Genomic DNA, 17,888 nt, shown 5'->3' with positions numbered 1-17,888 from the left:
GAGAACATCCTCGAACTGGTGATGCGGCTCTTCGAAGATCCGTACCTTGACGTGAATACGGCGGCCGAGTGGTTAGATGTCGAATACAGCACGGCCAACCGACTGATCGGACAGCTCGAAGATGACGGAATACTCGAAGAACTCACCGGGAAAGACCGGAATCGGTTCTACCGGGCGAGCGAAGTCTTCCAAATCATCAACAAGCCGATCGACCAACTCTGAACCACTGAGCAGAGAGGGCTTGAGGCAGGCATATGCATTGAGATGACCGGCCTCAACTACTGTGAGCCGGCGGTCTCAACTGAGTTCACCGTATAGAGGCGGAATCAGACTATTCTGAGGTTGCTGTTGGGGTATTGTAGAATAGCTTTCTATTTTGGAATAGTACGCTATTCAGTCGATTCTGAAGAAGCAGATTCGCGAGCTTGTTCGAATCGTTCGGCCACTTCGTCTACGAGATCTTCCTCCACGACGGTTCGGAGAAGAGCATCAGTCATTTCCCGAACGACGATGTTCTGGTAGCCCTGCTGGTTGAGCTCGCGTTCCAGTTCATACTTCAGCCAGGAATCGAAGTCCTCGATCGTAGCCTCCCGGGCGTAGAAAGGCCGCTGTTTAGCGGCCTCATAGCTGAACGCTGAATCGGTCATCGGGTTTTGTCGTTCGACGGGTTCCTGAGAGGGCGTCTCCTCGTCGCCTTCCGATTCAGACGCGTCATCCGTATCCTGGGGTTCGTCGTCCGGTTCATCTTCGAGTGTCTCCCCGAGGTCGGCAAACGGATCGTCGTCAGCCATGGCGGACCACCTCCCCAGCCTCAACGATGTGCGCCAACTCGTCGAAACACTGCAACTGGTCACAGTCAGGGTCGTAGTCCAGCAGGGGTTTGCGCTCGCCGTAGGCCTTCGTGATGCTGGTACGGTCACGGATGCCCGGTGATGGTTTGAGATCGCCGGCGTCGACAGCCTCCCAGTCCGTGATTCTCGCGAAATTCGGGATGCGGTCCTGAAGGTTATCGTGCGAGTTGAGACGTTCGAGGAGCTGTCGATCCTGAGTCTGCTGGTCGATACGGCCGCTCAACATGTTCGGAACCAGCGACAGGACGTCGACGTCCATATGCTGCCGAAGCGGGGAGATCTGTCGCTCGATGGTTCGCTCCAAGCCGGCCATCGCCTCGTTCCCAGGAGCGAGCGGAAGCACGAGATTCGCTGTCGCGACGAGCGCGTTGTCCGTGAGTCGGGACCGGTACGCCGGCGAATCCGTGACGATATAGTCGTACGTATCACCGAGGAGTGGGTCGACGACTTCCCGTTTGAGCAGCGCAGAGGGTTGGAACACGTCGCCCACGACGATCTCCCGCTCGACCTGTTCTAAATCCTCGCTGGACGGGAGAATATCGAACTCGTAGCTGGTATCGTAGACAACAGAAGTCGGGTCAGCATCGTCGAAGAAGACGTCGCCGATTGTTTCCTCGGTGTTGTGATACTGGTCGTCAAAACCCAGCCCAACGGACGCGTGACCGTTCGGGTCAAGATCGATGAGGAGGACATCGTGTTCGTGTGCGGCCAGCTGTCGGGCGAGGTTGACCGCAATCGTCGATTTTCCGACGCCCCCCTTAAGCATACAAACCGAAACAGCCCGAAAGTTGCCGTCGGTCTGTACCGAATCATATGGGCTATTCGGGCTATTCGTTCTATCTATGCTATTCTCGCTATCTGAGCCACTCATACTATTCAGCAGTATCAACTCCTCTCAACTTAACTCTGTGGTGAATAGTCCGAATAGTATTCTATTCCAAAGCTATACGCTATTCCAGAATAGTTTACTACTCTAGAATAGTTAGGATAGAATCAGTAAACGTGGCTCAGGAGACGAGCTCCAACATAGAGCGAAGTTCAGATTCGATATCAGTCAGTTCACTCCGTTGCCACTCAAACCGTTCTTCAACCCCAACATCGGTAAACCGGAGTGAAGCACGAACCTGCCGGGCGGGATCGTGCTGGAAGAGCGCGAGAGCGTAGGCAAGCATTTGCGGCCGATAGTGGTCAGCGAGGGTATCAGTCGTCGTCGACGAAAGATCGTTCGTCTTGTAGTCGATGATATGATACGCATCAGGAGTGACCAGAAGACGGTCAATATCACCCACTATGCGGGAGTCATCAAGACGAGCGACAACTGAGTACTCGTCATAGGTCGCTTCGAGTGGGAGGTCCGCCTCAGTTTCATCGACGAACCGGATCGCATCCTGGGCATGGCTCACGGCCGCTTGGAGATCGTCATCCGTCGGTTCCTCGCTCCCCATACGACTCAATTGACGAATAAACGAGGGCCACTCTTCTCGTGGGGGACGGAGCTCATTGAGCCGATGGACAACAGTTCCGAAGGTGGTGGGACTCAATCCGACTGTCCCATCCCCCGACGTGTAGCTGTGTCCGTCTTCGGAGGCATCCGCAACAGCACTGACGAGGGTCGTCGCGGCAACGCGAACGGCAGCCTGACGTTCCGGCGGGGAAGGGACAGTAATCGCAGGGTCTAACTCTTCAGTCGGAGCCTCAGATTGCCATTCAACCGGCCGAGGTGGCGCCTGAATGGTGTATTGGGCATCACCAATTCGAGCGTCTGTAGCTCCATCGTGAAACGCCTCAGCGACTAGCTCATGGTCGTCAAACAGAATGGGCTGGATCCAATCCCGCCATCGACTGGCGTCGTCGAAATCATCTGGCTCACCGAGTTCGATGTGGCCAGACTCATCGATATCGATGTCGTGTGTTCCACACAGCAGCAGGTGGTCCCGAGTTCGGGTACAGGCCACGTAGAGCAGTCGTTTGGATTCCGCACGCTCTTGCGGGAGCGAGCGACGATCGGCATATTCGTGGACTGCCGTCTTCTCGATTGCGAACGCATCGTTGGGGTGGGGAGCACCTACTGCAGGAATCGGTGGGGCATCAGTCGTCCCCTCGACGAGGCGGACATAGCCGTGGTCGTCAACGGACCGCCCGAAATTGAGGTCACTTCCGAGATCGGGGACAGTGACGATTGGGAACTCAAGTCCCTTCGCGGCGTGAATCGTCATTATCCGAACGCCCTCAACATCACCCGGAATGTCAGCCTCTCCTTCTCGGGGGTCAATCTCGGTTTGGCGGTCGATCCGGTGGAGTAACCCAGCAGCTGTGTGAACACCGTTCTCACTCCAAGTTCGAACCTGGTCGCGAAATTTCTCGACGTTCGCGACGGCCTGCTGACTGCGTTCGTCAGCACTCACACTCGCCAGATACCCCGTGTCGTCGATCACCCGGGACAACAGACGATTGCACGGGAGCACACCAGCCTCAGACGGCATCGCACAGCCACTAAGGGTCCGCCACGAAGTGAGGAGGTCGAAAGCATCCGCGAGCTGTGGATCGTCCGTCTCGGCGAGTGCATCCCACACTGAATCGGCCTCTGCGACAGCTGGTGCGAGGCGGTCATCGGTGAATCCGAACAGCGGCGACCGAAGCACCCCGTAGAGGGAGACGTCGTCCTGTGGATCACCGAGTACTCGAAGCAGGTTCGTGAGCGCCTGGACCTCAGGCGTATCGTAGAACCCGACGCCACCGACGACAGTGTAGGGGATGTCGTACTCTTCGAGGGCGCGCTGATACCGATCCAGATGGGTTCGCCGGCGAAGGAGGATCGCCGTGTCGTCCGGCGTAGCGTCGCGATGATCACCCGTGTCGGGGTCTTGGACTGTCGGCGGATCGTCGAACAGGTGGGTCAGTCGAGCAGCGAGTGCTTGCGCCTCGGCCTCGATGGTGTGGTCCAGCGCACCTTCGGCGACCGGATGGTCGTCGCCGAAGAGTTCCGCCGCAGTGTCGGCATCGTCGGGCACAGCGAGATACTCGACACTCCCGGTAAGTCCCTCGATGTCCTCGACACGGTCACGTTGCGTGGTCAACTCCTGTGGTGGCGCTTCGTAGGGTTCGTGCGTATCACCCTCCGACTGGAACAGGTACTCGAAGAGTTCGTTCAAGAACGACAGCGGCTCATCCAGCGTCCGGAAGTTCCCAGAGAGTTCGAGCGCCGTCGGACTCTCGGCCTCGCTGTCGGGAACGTCGTCAACTCCACGAGCCTCGTTGACGGTCTGGAGTTCTCTGCGCGCATCCCCGAACGTCGTCACGTCGGCCCCACGGAATCCGTAGATGCTCTGTTTCTCGTCGCCGACCAGGAAGACGTTCGACGCCGCCTGCTCGTCAACGCCCGTGAGGAGCTTGACCAACTCCCACTGACGCGGGTCCGTGTCCTGAAACTCGTCGACCATCACGGCCGCAAACTGCTCTCGGAGCCGCACCGTGACGGCATCGTTCGCTCGCAAGAACTCGAGGGTTGTCTCGATCACGTCGGGAAAGTCGAGCGTATCGCGGCGCTCCTTCTCGTCGGTGTAGGTTGCGAGGACGTCGTCGAAGACCCGCATCAGAGCCAGCGCGTAGTGAGCGCTATTCGCTTCCAGTTCTCCTGGCGTCGTCTCGACCGCATCCGCGTGCGGTTCGACGGCCGCGATGACCGTGTCGATGACGTCCTTCAGGTCGTCGTAGACGTCACCGTACTCACCCCACTCGTCCCGGTCACCGACGACGTACCCCGAACTGCTGTACAGGCCGCCGTTCTTCTTCTCACAGGCCTCGTACAGCTCGAGGATTGCCCGCTGACAGTCGCGGGGATCGCTTTCCTCGGGGTAGTCCGAGAGTATCGTCGCGACCTCGGAGAAGGCCCGGTAGGCTCGAAGACCGTCTTCGTCGGCGATAGCGCCCTCACGGTCGACACGGCCCGCAACCGTGCGTAGCTGGTCAAGGAGCCCGTCCGCATACAGCGTCTGTCGGGCGTCGGCGACATCGAGATCACAAACGACCTCCCAGCAGATATCGACGTAGTCGGCGACCTCGGCATCACGCCACTCATCGAGGACGGCCTCGCTCTGCGGGCGCTCATCGAGTAATCCAGCGAGTACATCGACCAGCTGGTCACGACCCCAGAGCTGCGCGAGGAGCGCGACTTCATCATCGTCCTGGTTGCGTTCAAGGAACTCCGTCACGACTTCGCGTTGGAGTGTCGCGGCACCGTCTTCGTCGAGTACGTCGAAGCCGAGCGGGACCGGAGCCTCGACGGCCCGTTCTCGCAGGAGCCGGGTACAGAACGCGTGAATGGTGTGGACATAGCCGTCCTCCAGATCGTCGAGCACGTTTCGCCAGCGGTGGTAGGCCTTCGGTGAGTCGACGGCCTCCAGCCGGTCGTACACCTCCTCTCGGACACGCTCAGTCAGTTCGGCAGCAGCCTTTCGCGTGAAGGTGATCGTGACGATGTTCTCCGGCGTGAGCGACCGGTTCTCGGCCAGTATCGTCACGTACCGCTCGGTGAGCGTTGTCGTCTTCCCCGTCCCAGCACCGGCAGTGATCGCGACGTTCCGGCCCTGGACGAGCGCGTCCTCCTGTTCCTCCGTGAGCTGAATCTCCTCGGGGTCCTCAGTCATCGCTCATCACCGCCTCGATGTCCTCGTCGTCACGAACACGGAGCGGAACGTACGCGGAGTCGTCCTCGTGGACCTTGTCGACGAACTCCCGCTTGCGGTGATGGCGGACATCGCACGCCCGACGGTAGTCACAGTATCGGCAGTTCGCTCCGCTAGCCGACAGAAGCGTCGTGTGGAACCGACCGTTACCGATCGCCTCGTCGATCTGGCCCAACCACTCCGGAACGACATCGTTCAGGAACCGGCGGAGTTCGACCTCTGAATCGAACTTCGATTCGACGCCGCGTGGAACCTTGAGGTCGTTTGGCGGTCGCACCTGATAGTACGTCGCCGAGAGCGAACCCTGCTCGAACAGATCACCGTCGACGACGTTGGCCGCAGCAAGCAGATAGATGGGGAGCTGGAACTTCGTGCCACCGGTCGTCTTCGTCATATACGGTGCCCGCCCAGTCTTGTAGTCGTAGAGCGTGAGCGTCGGTTGTTCGCCATCCCGGCCCACGTCAACGCGGTCTATGTATCCCCGAATCGAGACAGTCGAGCCGTCCGGTCGCTCAACCGTGAACGGCCCAGCATCCGAGTCGGGCAGCCCCTCACCGAACGGAGCCTCGAACAGGTGTGGGCGGGCGGCGCCGTCACGCCAGAGTTCGTTGTCGAGGAAGGTAGCGAACAACCCCTGTTCCGGTGCGTCGTGAGGTTTGCTCCCGGCCTCGTACGGAGCACTCTCGCCGTCACCCAGGCCCGCGAACAGCTCCGCCTTCCACCGTTCGTAGAACAGGCCGTCGTACTCGAAGTCAGCATCACGGAGTTCCTCAACGGCGATCTCGCGAAGGTGCGTCGCCAGGTCGTCCCGGTCGAAGTTCGTGAGATCGACACCGTCCTCGGTCTCGTCCTGCAAATCCGCGAAGAACCGTTCGAGGACGTCGTGGACGTACGATCCAGTTTCGAGGGGCGTAGGGACGACCTCGACATCGTCCGGATCCGCAATTCCGAGTACTTCGTCAGCGTAGAACTTGAACCCACACTCGACGTATCGTTCGATTCGACTCGCGCTGTAGGGTTCCCGCGCCGACGGAGGGTATACCTCATCGACCGTCTCGGGTTCTAAAACGCCGTCGTGTTCGGAGAGGCCAGTCGTTCCCCTGTTGTCCGCACAGTGGAGTCCCCGATCCGTGCGCTTGGTCTGCTCGGGGGAGAGATCACCTCGGTCGCCGGCGCGGCTGACTGCCGCACGCCGGTCGGCCGTTGCAGCGACATGCCGCTGTAGGTCCTCGCGGGAGCCCACGCGGTCGTCGACGCCGTCTTCGGGTTCGATGCCGGTCACGCGCTGGAGTTCGTCGAGCACCGGCGACCGGACGACGGCGGATTCGTCGTCGCCCGTCTCTGGTGTGGTGATCGTGAGTTCGTCGACGTTCGCGAGGAGCGTCGCGAAGAGATAGCGCCCCCGGAGGCGCTCGTCGCCAGTGTCGAACCGCGGATGAGCGTCGGTCATCTCCTCGAAGAAGGCCGGGCGTTCCGGCGTTACCGGGAAATGCTCGCTCGTCAGGCCCACGAGGAACACCTTCTCGAACGAGCGCATCCGGGCGTCGAGCAGCCCCATCACCTCAACGTGGCCGCCAGCAGCGCGCTGTGGAACCCGAATCGGCACGCCATCGAACGCACGGGTGAACAGTGCCAACGGAGAGAGATCGCTATTGACCGCCGCCAGCGACTCGAACGAGGAGAGAACCTCGTCTACGAGGTCGTAGGCTCGCTGTTCGACGGCTTGCTCGGCGCCGCTGGCGTAGTCCTCCGTCGCCGCCTCCAGGTCGAATCGGTCATCCAACAGTCGTCGGAGCGTTTCGGTTGCGTCCTCGACGTCGCCTGTTCGGAGCGTCTCTAGCGTGGCCAGCAGCTCCTCGATCAGTGCCGCCGCCTGGTCGTCGACGTCATCGAGCAGGGGTGACACAGAAACCGTGTCACGCCGGCGAGCAGCTGCCGTGACGGAGTTGGCTTGGTCGGTGTCGACGACGTCAACCAATGGATTCGCTAACAGGGACGTGAGGTCCTCAGCACGGGGCTCGGGTTCGGCGAGGTTCAGGAGATCGTGGACGACGCTCCCGGTGAACGTCCGGTTCAGCTGTGAGGCGGCGGTCGTGACGTGCGGGATGTCGAACGTATCGAACGTATCCTCGACGTACCCCGAATAAGCCTCAGTCCCGGGAACGACGACGGCCAGATCGTCGGGATCACGGCCATCGGCCAACTCGGTTCTGAGCTCGCGAGCGACGAAGCGAATCTCGCGCTCGGGCGTCGGGAGTTCACGCCATCGCAGAGTGTCTGGAGTAGGGACAGTGCCCGGGTCCGGGCGGTAGAGCGACTCGGTGATCGTTCCGAAGGCTCGCCCTGACTCGTCGACGGGATCGAGTTCTACTGTCTCGAAGTCAAGTGCGTCGTAGACCTCTAAGGCGTCCTCCGCAACGGCGTCGACTCCGCTCCGACCATCCTGGTGAAGCGGCAGCAGTGCGATCATTGGAAGTTCGTCGACGAGGCGTTCGATGAGTCGGCGTTCGACGGGGCGGAACTCGTGATACCCGGAGAGGACGACGACATCCAGTTCCGGGGAGAGCGCCGATAGTGACTGCTCCGCCGTTGCGACGGCGTCGAACATTTCTCCCCGGGTACAGACCCACTCATCGACATAGTCAGCGTGGAGATTCCGGTAGTGTCGGTACGCGTCGACAGTGGCTGTCGCGATACGGTCATCGAGGTCTGAGCCCTCGAACTCCGCTACGAGCGCGTCAGCGGTACCGACGCCGGCGTCGTCGAAGAGTGAGAAGCGGCTACTGAACGAATCAGCGAGGGCGGCAGAGGCTGGTTCGCCAGCAAGAGCGCCATCTGTCTCGGCTGTTGTTCGGTCAAGCGCGTACTCCGCGAGTCGACGGTTCAGCTGCCCGGAGAGCGGTTGAACCGGGCCGTGGAGATGCTCGTACCACTCCCGAACAACTGCGTCGAGCGTCTCGGCACGAAGACTGAGAGGGTCGTGTGTCGTAGCCCAATTGTCCTCAACTTCACTTCGACGAGCGTCGTTCCGGGTGATGTAGAGAACACTCCCGAGTGAATCCTCAGCAATCTCCGCAGCCCGTTCAAAAGCCGCCTTCTCTAAATGTGCATGCTGAGAACCAGTTAGGAGCGTAGAGGTCATCGAATACAGTCCTCAAGATATCGCTCTCACTTCATTTTTATTGGTTCCTCTACGCGTATTCTGACTAACGCGGAGTGAATATCCAACAATGACAAATAGTAAAGTGGGTTGGTTGACTCCACCATCGTATGAACACTCTACCGGACGGCGATAACGGACCGCCGTCTCTTTCCCGTACATTCTCTCCCGAAGAGGTCAACATGGATTTGACCATGTGCGGCCTCCTACCTGACCGAGCAGAAGAGATCGCTCGGTTGTACCGTGAACACGGGAACTGGAACCAGGTCAAGGAAATCTGGTTTGAGGAACGACGTGCGAACCGCAGTACGAAGGGGAGTTCCCAGAAAATATACCGCGTTCTCTCATCACGATTCAAAAACGCACCTGCCACCCTCCCTAATCCAAGTGATCTTCCCGCCGTCTTGGATACCTGTTCGTCATCGCGAGACAAAGCTCAAGTGCTCTACCTCTATCTAGTCGCCGATGACGCGCTCGTTCGATATGCTGTTCACGAATATGCCCGACGCATTGCTGAGGACTTTCCCGAATCTCTTGACTTCTCTAATGAGACACTCACCTCCGTCTTGAACCAGTTCGAATACACTGACGAGACACCGTTCGACTATGCGGACTCAACGACAGAGAGATGGTGCGAAGGACTGCGGTCAGTTATGCGCGAAATCGGCGCCCTGGAGAATCAGCAAACGGTCGTCGGTAATCCACCATCACTAGGAGAGACGCCACTCCTCGTCGCAATGGGCTACTCGTATGAGGAAGGCGACGAAGAGTGGTTCGAATCACCAACTGGGCTCCAGTACCTATTCCAGCCGAGCGCCCGTTGGGAGGAACTCTACAATCGGGCAGCAGAGACGGAAGCGTGGGAGTTTGTCGATCTCCATGGAAGTCTCCAACTGCGGCCGGCCGACGAGCCGTACTCATCGATTACGAGTGGGGGAGCTGAATAATGGTCGACGCAACATGGTTTGAAGACTTACCGGAGGACTTCGAGGAATCGGTACGCATCGACCGCGAGGACCAATCTGCAGACGAGAAACGGCACCGGAAACAAGCCATTGAGTCATATCACGTTACGGCTGACTCCCAGCGCTTCCTCGAAGACTTCGTCAAACGACTGCTCGGCGAAGCAGAGGATATGCGTACAGGGTCGAACTACTGGCTCTACGGGTACTACGGGAGCGGAAAGAGCCACCTCCTCACAGTTCTGGATGGGCTGATGGATACTCAGTGGCTCCAGGACCGCTCCGACGAGGTTTGGAGTAACCTCGTCCCGGATGCGTCAGCGAGTGGGGACCTCGATACGCTCCGAACCCAGTGGGAATCCGTTCATTCCGAATATCACGTCATCCCTGTCTCAGTGAACCTGCTGAAGTATCAGGGTCAGAAGCAACGCAGCTTTAGTGAAATTGTTCTCCGGCACGCCCACCAGAATCCGATACTCACGGGCGTCAATAACGGGGTCTCGACTGGGTTGTCCTCCCAGCTTGACGTCGCATACTTCGAAGACTGGTATCAAACGACCGACGCCTGGCCAGAACGAGAGGATCGAGCTGCATCAGTCGTCGAGGGAGTGACACCGGATCAACCGCGATACGAGTGGGGAACTGACGGCCTCTGGACCGACGTCCAGGAGTACAGTGCGCTGTCCGATGTTGTGCTTCCGAAGCTGTTCGAGGGTGTCACGGGGACACGCGACGGCTACACCGATCTCCAACCCTCGGATATTGACCCAGAAGAGGTTGTCAGTCGACTGGAATCGCTGCGCCAGGAACGTGAAGCGGAGCTTGAGCAACCAGTCAAGCTCGTCCTCCTGCTCGACGAGGTGAGCCTCTTCATTGGGACCGACTTCGAGCGGCTCACCGAACTACAGACACTCGCGGAAAACGTCGACGACATCGGAGACGGCGACATTCAGCTTGTCGCGACGGCGCAGGCAAAAATCGAAGATGTCCAACCCAAGTTCGCGGCCCACGGGGCCGATTTCAGTATCGTCAAAGACCGGTTCCCGCACCGGTATCAGCTTCCGAGCAAGCACGTCGGAGACATCGCCAAACGCCGGCTGTTCCAGAAGTCAGAGACGGGCGAGGACGCGGTTCGGCGAGTCCTTGACGACGCCGACGTGAAACCGGCTGAGTCGCTCGTGTACAACGAAATCAAACAGAACACCAAGCCGGCACTCGATGCGATTGATGATGAGGAGCTCGTAGAGTTCTACCCCTTCCTGCCGTATCACGCGCCGCTGTTCCTCGAAATCCTGTTCAACCTCCGTCGAGAGGCAAACGACCCGGCGAAGTCCATCTTCTCGGGGACTGCCCGTGCCATTCTCGCGCTTATGCACGGGTTGCTGGACGACTGGGTCGACGAGGGCAAGGAAGACCATATCGTCTCGCTGGTCGACTTCTTCGAGTTGATTGAGCCTGAACTCCGTGAGATCTTACCGCAGGATATGCGGGTCGTCGAGGGCACCGACGAGACGACCGGCATCGCTGACGAGATAGGCAACGGCGAAAGTGAGCTTCAAGAGTTCGACCTCGACGTTGCGAAGGCCGTACTCCTGCTCCAGCACGTCCACGAAATCGTTCCCCTGAACGAGGGGAATATCGCGGTCGCCGTCATGGACGACCTGAACGGCCAATCGTGGGTTAGCACGACCAATCGGGTCGAGGAATCACTGGATCGACTGCAGAAGTTCATTCGGCCGACGCAAGACGAAAGTGGGCCTCGCTATCGGTTCGCGACACAGGAAGAACGCCTCATCTACGACGAGACCGAGGAGAATGAAGCCGACCCCGACTGGGACGACGTCGTCAACACCTTGGACGAACATCTCTGGAATCGCATCACCCAGGACCTATCGCTACCAGAGTCAGTCCCGTACGGAGAATCCAGTGACGAGTACCCCGTTTCGTATCACTTCGGACTCGACGGGACAACATTCGAGAGCAGTATTGAAGCCGAAGGTGGGCTGGACATCGACGTCGATGTGCAGGGCGTCCGCCCAGACATAGAACCAGAGCAAACTGACGAGGACACGCTCTACTGGGAGATCGACACGGATGGCCTCCAAGATCTTCGCAAACGAATGATTGAGTGGTGGGCGCTTCGCGACGCAATTGCGACGCGTGACGCCCCACCAGCCGTCGAGCGTGACCTCGAACAGCGTGCCAACGCCGTCCGAAGTAAGCTGACGAGCGCAATGATGAGTGGCTCCTATACCGTGAAAGATCGGACGGACATCGGTGGTCTCTCGAAGGCGATACAGGCCACTGTCGACGTCGCCTATCCCGACGACTTCCACCCGATGATGCTCCAGGTCGACGAAAGTCGACTGCGAGAACTACGCGAACTCGACAGCGATGCTCCGCTCCCGCCCTGGGCGCGAACAATCCAAGTCCCCTCGTCGAACCAGAATGGTGGGCAGGGTAAACAGACGATTCAACGAAACGTAATGTCCCTCACCGGCCGGCAGCTGAAAGGCCGCGACGAAGGACTCAATATGAACACCGTTCTCGACGGGATCGTTGAGGAGAAGCCATTCTACGACGAGGCCCGGCCTGCTCTCTGTGCGATCATCTGGGGATTCTGTCGGGAGGGGAGACTACTACCAATCGACGAAGACGGAAACACGCTGGAGGACGAAGCCGTCCTTGACCTCGACAGCCTCTCGACGACGAGGTTGAAACTCCTTCCACGCACAAACTTGAGCAAGCTGTTGGAAGAGGGTGGATTCAAGGAGACGACTGAAACGGTTGCGGATGGTCTCATCCACCTCCAAGAAGCTAACCAGCAGATTCGCTCGAAGCTGACCGGACTTCGCGAGGACGTTACGCTAGTCGTCGAAACCGACGTGCGAACCGACGAAGTCGCTGGCTTACTCAATGCGTTTGCTGATGAGCTGGCGGAACGAATCAATACTACCGAAAATCGCATCTCAACCGTCAAGTCACAAGATGACGGCATCGAGGATGTCATCGACGAGACCAACGAGGCCCGAGAGTGGGTCGAAGAGGTAACCGACGTCTGGAACCGGCGTCTTTCGACGCTACAACAGCTCGACGCGGTACTAACGATTCGAAACCGCCAGTTCGACTGGGTTGACGACGACGCTCAAGCATCTATCGAGTCCCGCTCATCTGCGGTCTCATCGTTCGATGGGGAGTGGTGGACGACCGATGGGTGGAGTACACTCTCGGGAGAATTAGTTCCGGACCTCGCACCCGAACTTGAGAGGTCGTGGAACGCGTTCGTTGACGAACGAGGCCTGCGTGAACTAGTCAGCCGTATTGAGGAGCATCCATGGATTCTCCCAGCTACTGATCTCCCCGCAGGCGTCCACGTCGCCTTCGAAGGCGAATACATCACTCCGATGCGCCACCTCCAGCAGTGGTACGAAACCATCGAGAGCGCGATCACGGTGTTGTCTACCGATGCTGATTCAGACGATATCGTCGAGATTACTGACGACGTGGCGCAGTTAGAGCCGCTCGCTGAAACTATCGAGTACAGTCCGAGTGAGCTGGATGATCGGCTCGATGAACTGTCGTCGATCGTTGGGGATCGTACGCCGGACGACGTCGATCAGATCGGCATCGTTCCTGACGATCGGCAGAAACTGAATCGCCGGTTGGAGCGTCTCGTGGAACAGCAAGATCTTGATATCGAGGAGACTGACGAAGGGGTGATTATTCGATGAGCCAGACGAGTTCGTCGCCGTATCGTGAATTCAAGGAGAAACTACGGACATTCGCTCAGGGGCAACACGGGATTCGTAACCCGTTCGTCATCGCTGCTGTCGACCCAGCAGTCGAGCATCGGGTCGCAGATAGGCTCGCGACCTGGTCCGATGGACGAAAGGAAGCCCCAGAGATTCCTGACAACGTAACGGTCCAGCCGATCTGGCTTGACGAACTCCTGCCACGGACAGATGTGTACAAACTCCTCGTCGACCTGGGCGAACCCCTGGCTGAACTCGAGGGCGATACGTCGCCAGGTGAGCGTATCGAGGAGACGATGCAGGACCGGCTTGCTGAAGAACTCGTTCAGCAAATGATCGAACACGAGCTCAGCGAAGCCCAGCTGGAGACCCAGAGCCATGTGGTGCTCTTACTCAATCTCGGCAGTCTGTATCCGTTCACGCGTGCCTCAGAACTGCTGGACGAGCTTGACCGTCGGAACGTAAAGTCCACCATCGGAATCCCATTCCCGGGGGACGTCGTCGGCGGGAAGCTGAGCTTCTTCGGCGGTGAATCACGCCATTACTACCCCGCCCACCAGATCGACGGCCAGATCCAGGGGGTGCATCTCCAATGACTATCGACGACCTCTTCCACAGCGATCCGACGCGACAGCTCGAAGAAGTACAGAAAGTCAACGCTCGCGAGCGAGCCGAGACCGACGTGAGAGAGTTCTATGAAACCGACAGTGCCGAGCAGGTCCTCGAAACGCTCGGCGAAGCTATCCAGACCCATCCCGGTGAGGCCGCTCGGTTCCTCTACATCCACGCGACGTTTGGTTCGGGGAAGACCCACCTCCTGAAGCTGGTCGGCCTCCTCGCTGACGACGAATCCGAGTTCGCCTACCTGGGTGATCGACTAGCCGAACAGTGGCCCGGGTTCGACGAACTCCAGCAAGCAATCACAGACTCTCACGTCGACCGCCTCAAGCCAGTTTTCCTCAACCTGCTTGACCGCGATGCGTCGAAAGAGCCGCCGCTGCCGTTCCTCATCTTCGAGGCGATTGGCCGGGATCTCGGATATCCGACCGACCCGAACTGGCTGCTCGAGTGGGCCTGGACGCTGGACATGGAGTACGATGGGGTCTGGGAAGCCCTCCGAACGTTCGAGCATGACGGGAAGACATTCGACGACGTACTCGCCGAACGGGCGTCCCTCCGCAGCTGGCTCTACGAGGCGTTGCCGGCGATGGAAGAGACATCCGGGACGGAACTCAACAGTCGTTCTGGCGTGAAAGCCTCCATCGAGACCGCAGAAGCGGATGTCGATCCAGAAGAATTCGATCCCGAGGACCTCGTCTCACGGGTCGAGACTGCAACGGTGGCTCTCAACGACGGCAGCAAACGAACCGAATTGCTGCTCGGCTTAGACGAGGTGGCGCTCTTCGTCGGCGACAGTCGCCATCGCTATCGTGAGTTCGAGGATACAATGGAGGCACTGCAGCGTGGGCCGAACCCGGTCGTGGTCACTACCGGGCAGTACTCCCTCCCGGATACACGGGAGAGTCTCATCGGTGAGCCGCCCGAAGATCACTGGACGCATCAACAGGTACGGCTTGAAGGAGCGGACACTGAGATCATCGTCCGGAAGCGATGGCTCCAGAAGTCGGACCCCGAGGGACGCGAACGTGTCGAGTCGTTAGTGGCGTCGATGCCCGATCTCTCACTCGACACGTACTCGTCGGTGACGAGCGCGGATCCAGACCCAGTCGAGTCCTATCCGTTCCGCGAGTACGACCTGTCGCTCCTGCGGGCGGTAATGCAGGAACTCATCACACAGGGCCGGTCGACCGATCGCGACTACATTCAGGGTCGAGCACTGCTCGTCCTCGTTCGGTCGCTGTTCACGAAGTTCGGGTGGGCGTCGAAGGAGGAGGGCTCGCTCGTCACGTGGGACGTTCTGTTCGACCTGTTGGTCGAGGAGACCACGTACCTCCCGCTCTGGGTCCAGGAGATGATCGATAACACGCTCGTCCCGACGTTCGACGGTGACGAGGATGCGTGGGAAGTCCGCCTCGCGAAAGGACTCTACCTTCTGAACCAGACGCCCGCTGTGCCGTCGACGCCAGGGAACCTCGGTCGGTTGATGGTCGACGACGTCACGGCGTCCGTCGACGACGTCGTCGAGCGAACCGAATCGGGACTGGAGACGCTCGTCGACAAGCAGAAGGCACTCACCGAGACGAACGACCAAGGCGACGAGGTCTACACGCTCGTCTCCGAGGAACAGGAGAGCATCCTCAGTCGCGCCCAGGACAAGGCCGCGAAGATATCGCCGCATCAGCTGTCGGCATGGGTGGAAACGCGGCTGCGGGAGAACGACGCGTTCTTCAGGAGTGACGGCAGCCGCCACGAGGTAGATGTCGGCGACGAGCGCCTCGTCCCACTGCGGTACGAGTACTCCATCCTCGAACCAGTCGACCGAGCCCCGTCTCCCGAGTACGACGCGCTTCGCGTTCGTGTGCTGGCCGATGATCACGATACTGTCTCGGAGCAGATTGAGACGTGGCAGGACGTGAACAACGGTCGCGACGGTGGCGAGCACATCCTGATCACCGTCGACGTCCCGGAGACAATGCTGGAGCGAATCCGGAACGTCATCGGGATGGGACAGGTGTTGGACGAGGAGACCGAATCCCACGAGGAACTCGAACGCGAGCACCGTGCCGACAAACGCCGCCTCGAATCATCGGTGACGGAGATACTCGAAGACGCGTCGGTGTACACGGTACACGAACACCGTGGTGCGCGCTCGAGCGTGCTTGAAAGCGTCGTCGAAGACCAGGTCAATGCTGTCTTCGGATCGTCTCGAAAGACGCTCTCACGGCCGCTCGTCGAGGTCGACGACGCAAAGGCGATGGCGAAGTTCTTCCGCGGGAGCGGTGACTGGCCCCTTTCGGACGCGGACGCCGCGATGCTTGGCGTCGACACCGCCAACGTGGAAGTCGCCGATACGGGCTGGTGTCGCGAGTTCATCGATATGTACGAGGGACAGAAATCCGTCGACGTCGAGACACTCCTGCAACAAACACGGACTGCCAACGGGGACTACCGCGGGACGCCACAGGAGTCGATCGCGGCGCTGCTCATCACACTTGCGACCTCCAACGAGTCAGTCGCGCTCAAGCAGGATACGGAGTACGTGTCTGATCCCGCCGCCATCGGCCGACAAGTGCGGACCAAAGGGGGACTGACCTCACTCCAAGTCCGCTTCGGCGTCGAGATTATCGATCCGAAGACGGTGCGAGAACTCGTTACGACGGTGCTCGGTGAACAGCCGTCGGGTGATGGACCAGACGAGTGGCTGGGCGAGCTCGGCCAGTGGGTCAACGAGAACAGTGCGACTGTCAAGCGGACGCTGAAAGGCGCCAGCCGTGAGTTCGATGTGACGCTCAGCGCCTTCGAGGCAACGGTCGACCCAGCCCTCGGCGGGGACGAGCTTTCCACGTCCGACCTCGGAAGTGAGGATGACCTCGAAACGGTACTCGAGGAGGCGAAGATCTTCGCGAACGCTCGTGAACTCTTCGGCGTCAGCGAAGACGGGACGACACTCTGGGAACGCTTCAGCGACGAGCTCGACACGATGGCCTCGCTCTATCCGAACGCGTCGATCACTGCCAGTATGCGAGCGACAGCGGAAGGCGATACTGTTCCCAGCGTTTCGACGGTCGAGTCACGGCTGGAGGACGCGAAGGGACTTCGCGCCGACGAAACGTCGGCGCAGTACCGGCGGATCACAGGTGAGACCGTCGCTGACTCTGACCCGGAGGCCATCTGTGCCGATCTGAGCGCGTGGCTACGGTCGAACGAGGACGACGTTCGAGGGATCGTCGATGGTGCTACTGATGAGTTCGACGACATCGTACTTGGCGACCTGGAGGACGTGTTCGAAGCTGTGTGGGCCGGTGAGGATCTGTCGGAAGGTGATGTCGTCGACTCCGCTGTCGTCCAACAGGCCGAAACGTACGAGCAGGTTCGCGACCTCCTCGACGACTCTGACGGTTCGGCTCTTTGGTCGCAGCTACGGGCAGCAGGCGAAGACCTGCGTGAGGAACACCCAGAGTCACCAACGACCGAGTCCGTCGAGACTACACTCGCCGCTTCGCGACCGCCCTCAGAGCGACGAGTGCGCCAGCTCATCGAGCGTGCAAAGGACCCGAGGCCGCCAGATGCGGACGACGATGCGTGGGCCGAACTTCAGATGGTCGCTGAAGAGTTGCGCCAGGAGCTTCCGAACGCCGACGTGACCGATGAAGTTACGTCAGCTGTTGATGCCGAAAGTCGACCAAGCGAGAATCGTGTGACCGAACTCCTTTCGGACGCGAATACTGTTCTTGGTCGAAAGAGGGCCGTGAACGGGACGTTGGACGAGCTAGATAACGGGAGTATCGTAGTTATAGAGGACTGAGACACCGTCAACAATTCCGACGTAGATCCAATCCGAGCGATCAGCAAGAAGA

The 17,888-nt window shown here is 59.5% G+C and carries 8 protein-coding genes and 1 pseudogene; 5 read left to right on the top strand and 4 right to left on the bottom strand.

The window, feature by feature from the left end; translation table 11 throughout:
- Window positions 1-222, top strand: a pseudogene (locus tag NO887_RS14580) (Fic family protein); the annotation flags it as partial.
- A gap of 167 nt (window positions 223-389) precedes the next feature.
- Here the strand turns inward: NO887_RS14580 and NO887_RS14575 are convergent.
- The 4 genes from NO887_RS14575 to NO887_RS14560 all read right to left on the bottom strand — a co-directional run bounded on the left by NO887_RS14575 (window position 390) and on the right by NO887_RS14560 (window position 8,678).
- Window positions 390-791 carry a DUF7970 domain-containing protein gene (locus NO887_RS14575; protein WP_235167900.1) on the bottom strand — a complete coding sequence of 134 codons (402 nt, stop codon included), beginning with the start codon at window positions 789-791 and terminating at the stop codon, window positions 390-392.
- Complete coding sequence (locus NO887_RS14570) at window positions 784-1,722, bottom strand: ParA family protein (RefSeq protein ID WP_122106900.1); 939 nt, start codon at window positions 1,720-1,722, stop codon at window positions 784-786. The genes NO887_RS14575 and NO887_RS14570 overlap by 8 nt, the downstream gene beginning before the upstream one ends.
- Before the next feature lie 136 nt (window positions 1,723-1,858).
- Window positions 1,859-5,497 carry a UvrD-helicase domain-containing protein gene (locus tag NO887_RS14565; RefSeq protein ID WP_256418945.1) on the bottom strand — a complete coding sequence of 1,213 codons (3,639 nt, stop codon included), beginning with the start codon at window positions 5,495-5,497 and terminating at the stop codon, window positions 1,859-1,861.
- On the bottom strand, window positions 5,490-8,678 hold the full coding sequence (locus NO887_RS14560) for a PD-(D/E)XK nuclease family protein (protein ID WP_256418944.1): 3,189 nt from the start codon (window positions 8,676-8,678) through the stop codon (window positions 5,490-5,492). Before NO887_RS14560 ends, NO887_RS14565 begins: the two co-directional genes overlap by 8 nt.
- A gap of 128 nt (window positions 8,679-8,806) precedes the next feature.
- Between NO887_RS14560 and NO887_RS14555 the strand changes: the two genes are divergently transcribed.
- From NO887_RS14555 to NO887_RS14540, 4 genes are read left to right on the top strand one after another with little or no spacing between them, the layout of a single operon-like run.
- The gene (locus NO887_RS14555) at window positions 8,807-9,643 is read left to right on the top strand and encodes a BrxA family protein (RefSeq protein ID WP_122106902.1); all 837 of its coding nucleotides are present in this window, start codon (window positions 8,807-8,809) and stop codon (window positions 9,641-9,643) included.
- Window positions 9,643-13,389: a hypothetical protein gene (locus NO887_RS14550; RefSeq protein WP_256418943.1), complete on the top strand. Its 3,747-nt coding sequence runs from the start codon at window positions 9,643-9,645 to the stop codon at window positions 13,387-13,389. Before NO887_RS14555 ends, NO887_RS14550 begins: the two co-directional genes overlap by 1 nt.
- Window positions 13,386-14,006 carry a BREX protein BrxB domain-containing protein gene (locus NO887_RS14545; RefSeq protein WP_006182471.1) on the top strand — a complete coding sequence of 207 codons (621 nt, stop codon included), beginning with the start codon at window positions 13,386-13,388 and terminating at the stop codon, window positions 14,004-14,006. Before NO887_RS14550 ends, NO887_RS14545 begins: the two co-directional genes overlap by 4 nt.
- A complete protein-coding gene (locus NO887_RS14540; RefSeq protein ID WP_256418942.1) occupies window positions 14,003-17,836 on the top strand; it encodes a hypothetical protein in 3,834 nt (1,277 codons plus the stop codon). Before NO887_RS14545 ends, NO887_RS14540 begins: the two co-directional genes overlap by 4 nt.
- Window positions 17,837-17,888 lie beyond the last annotated feature (52 nt).

It is taken from the genome of Halorubrum laminariae, assembly GCF_024494655.1.
Classification (GTDB): Archaea; Halobacteriota; Halobacteria; order Halobacteriales; family Haloferacaceae; genus Halorubrum; species Halorubrum laminariae.
This window is presented reverse-complemented; position numbering and strand designations above follow the sequence as displayed.

Bases quoted from the DNA above. Each gene is read 5' to 3' on its own strand.
- NO887_RS14575 (WP_235167900.1), bottom strand. From the start codon at position 791: ATGGCTGACGACGATCCGTTTGCCGACCTCGGGGAGACACTCGAAGAT.
- NO887_RS14570 (WP_122106900.1), bottom strand. From the start codon at position 1,722: ATGAGTGGCTCAGATAGCGAGAATAGCATAGATAGAACGAATAGCCCG.
- NO887_RS14565 (WP_256418945.1), bottom strand. From the start codon at position 5,497: ATGACTGAGGACCCCGAGGAGATTCAGCTCACGGAGGAACAGGAGGAC.
- NO887_RS14560 (WP_256418944.1), bottom strand. From the start codon at position 8,678: ATGACCTCTACGCTCCTAACTGGTTCTCAGCATGCACATTTAGAGAAG.
- NO887_RS14555 (WP_122106902.1), top strand. From the start codon at position 8,807: ATGAACACTCTACCGGACGGCGATAACGGACCGCCGTCTCTTTCCCGT.
- NO887_RS14550 (WP_256418943.1), top strand. From the start codon at position 9,643: ATGGTCGACGCAACATGGTTTGAAGACTTACCGGAGGACTTCGAGGAA.
- NO887_RS14545 (WP_006182471.1), top strand. From the start codon at position 13,386: ATGAGCCAGACGAGTTCGTCGCCGTATCGTGAATTCAAGGAGAAACTA.
- NO887_RS14540 (WP_256418942.1), top strand. From the start codon at position 14,003: ATGACTATCGACGACCTCTTCCACAGCGATCCGACGCGACAGCTCGAA.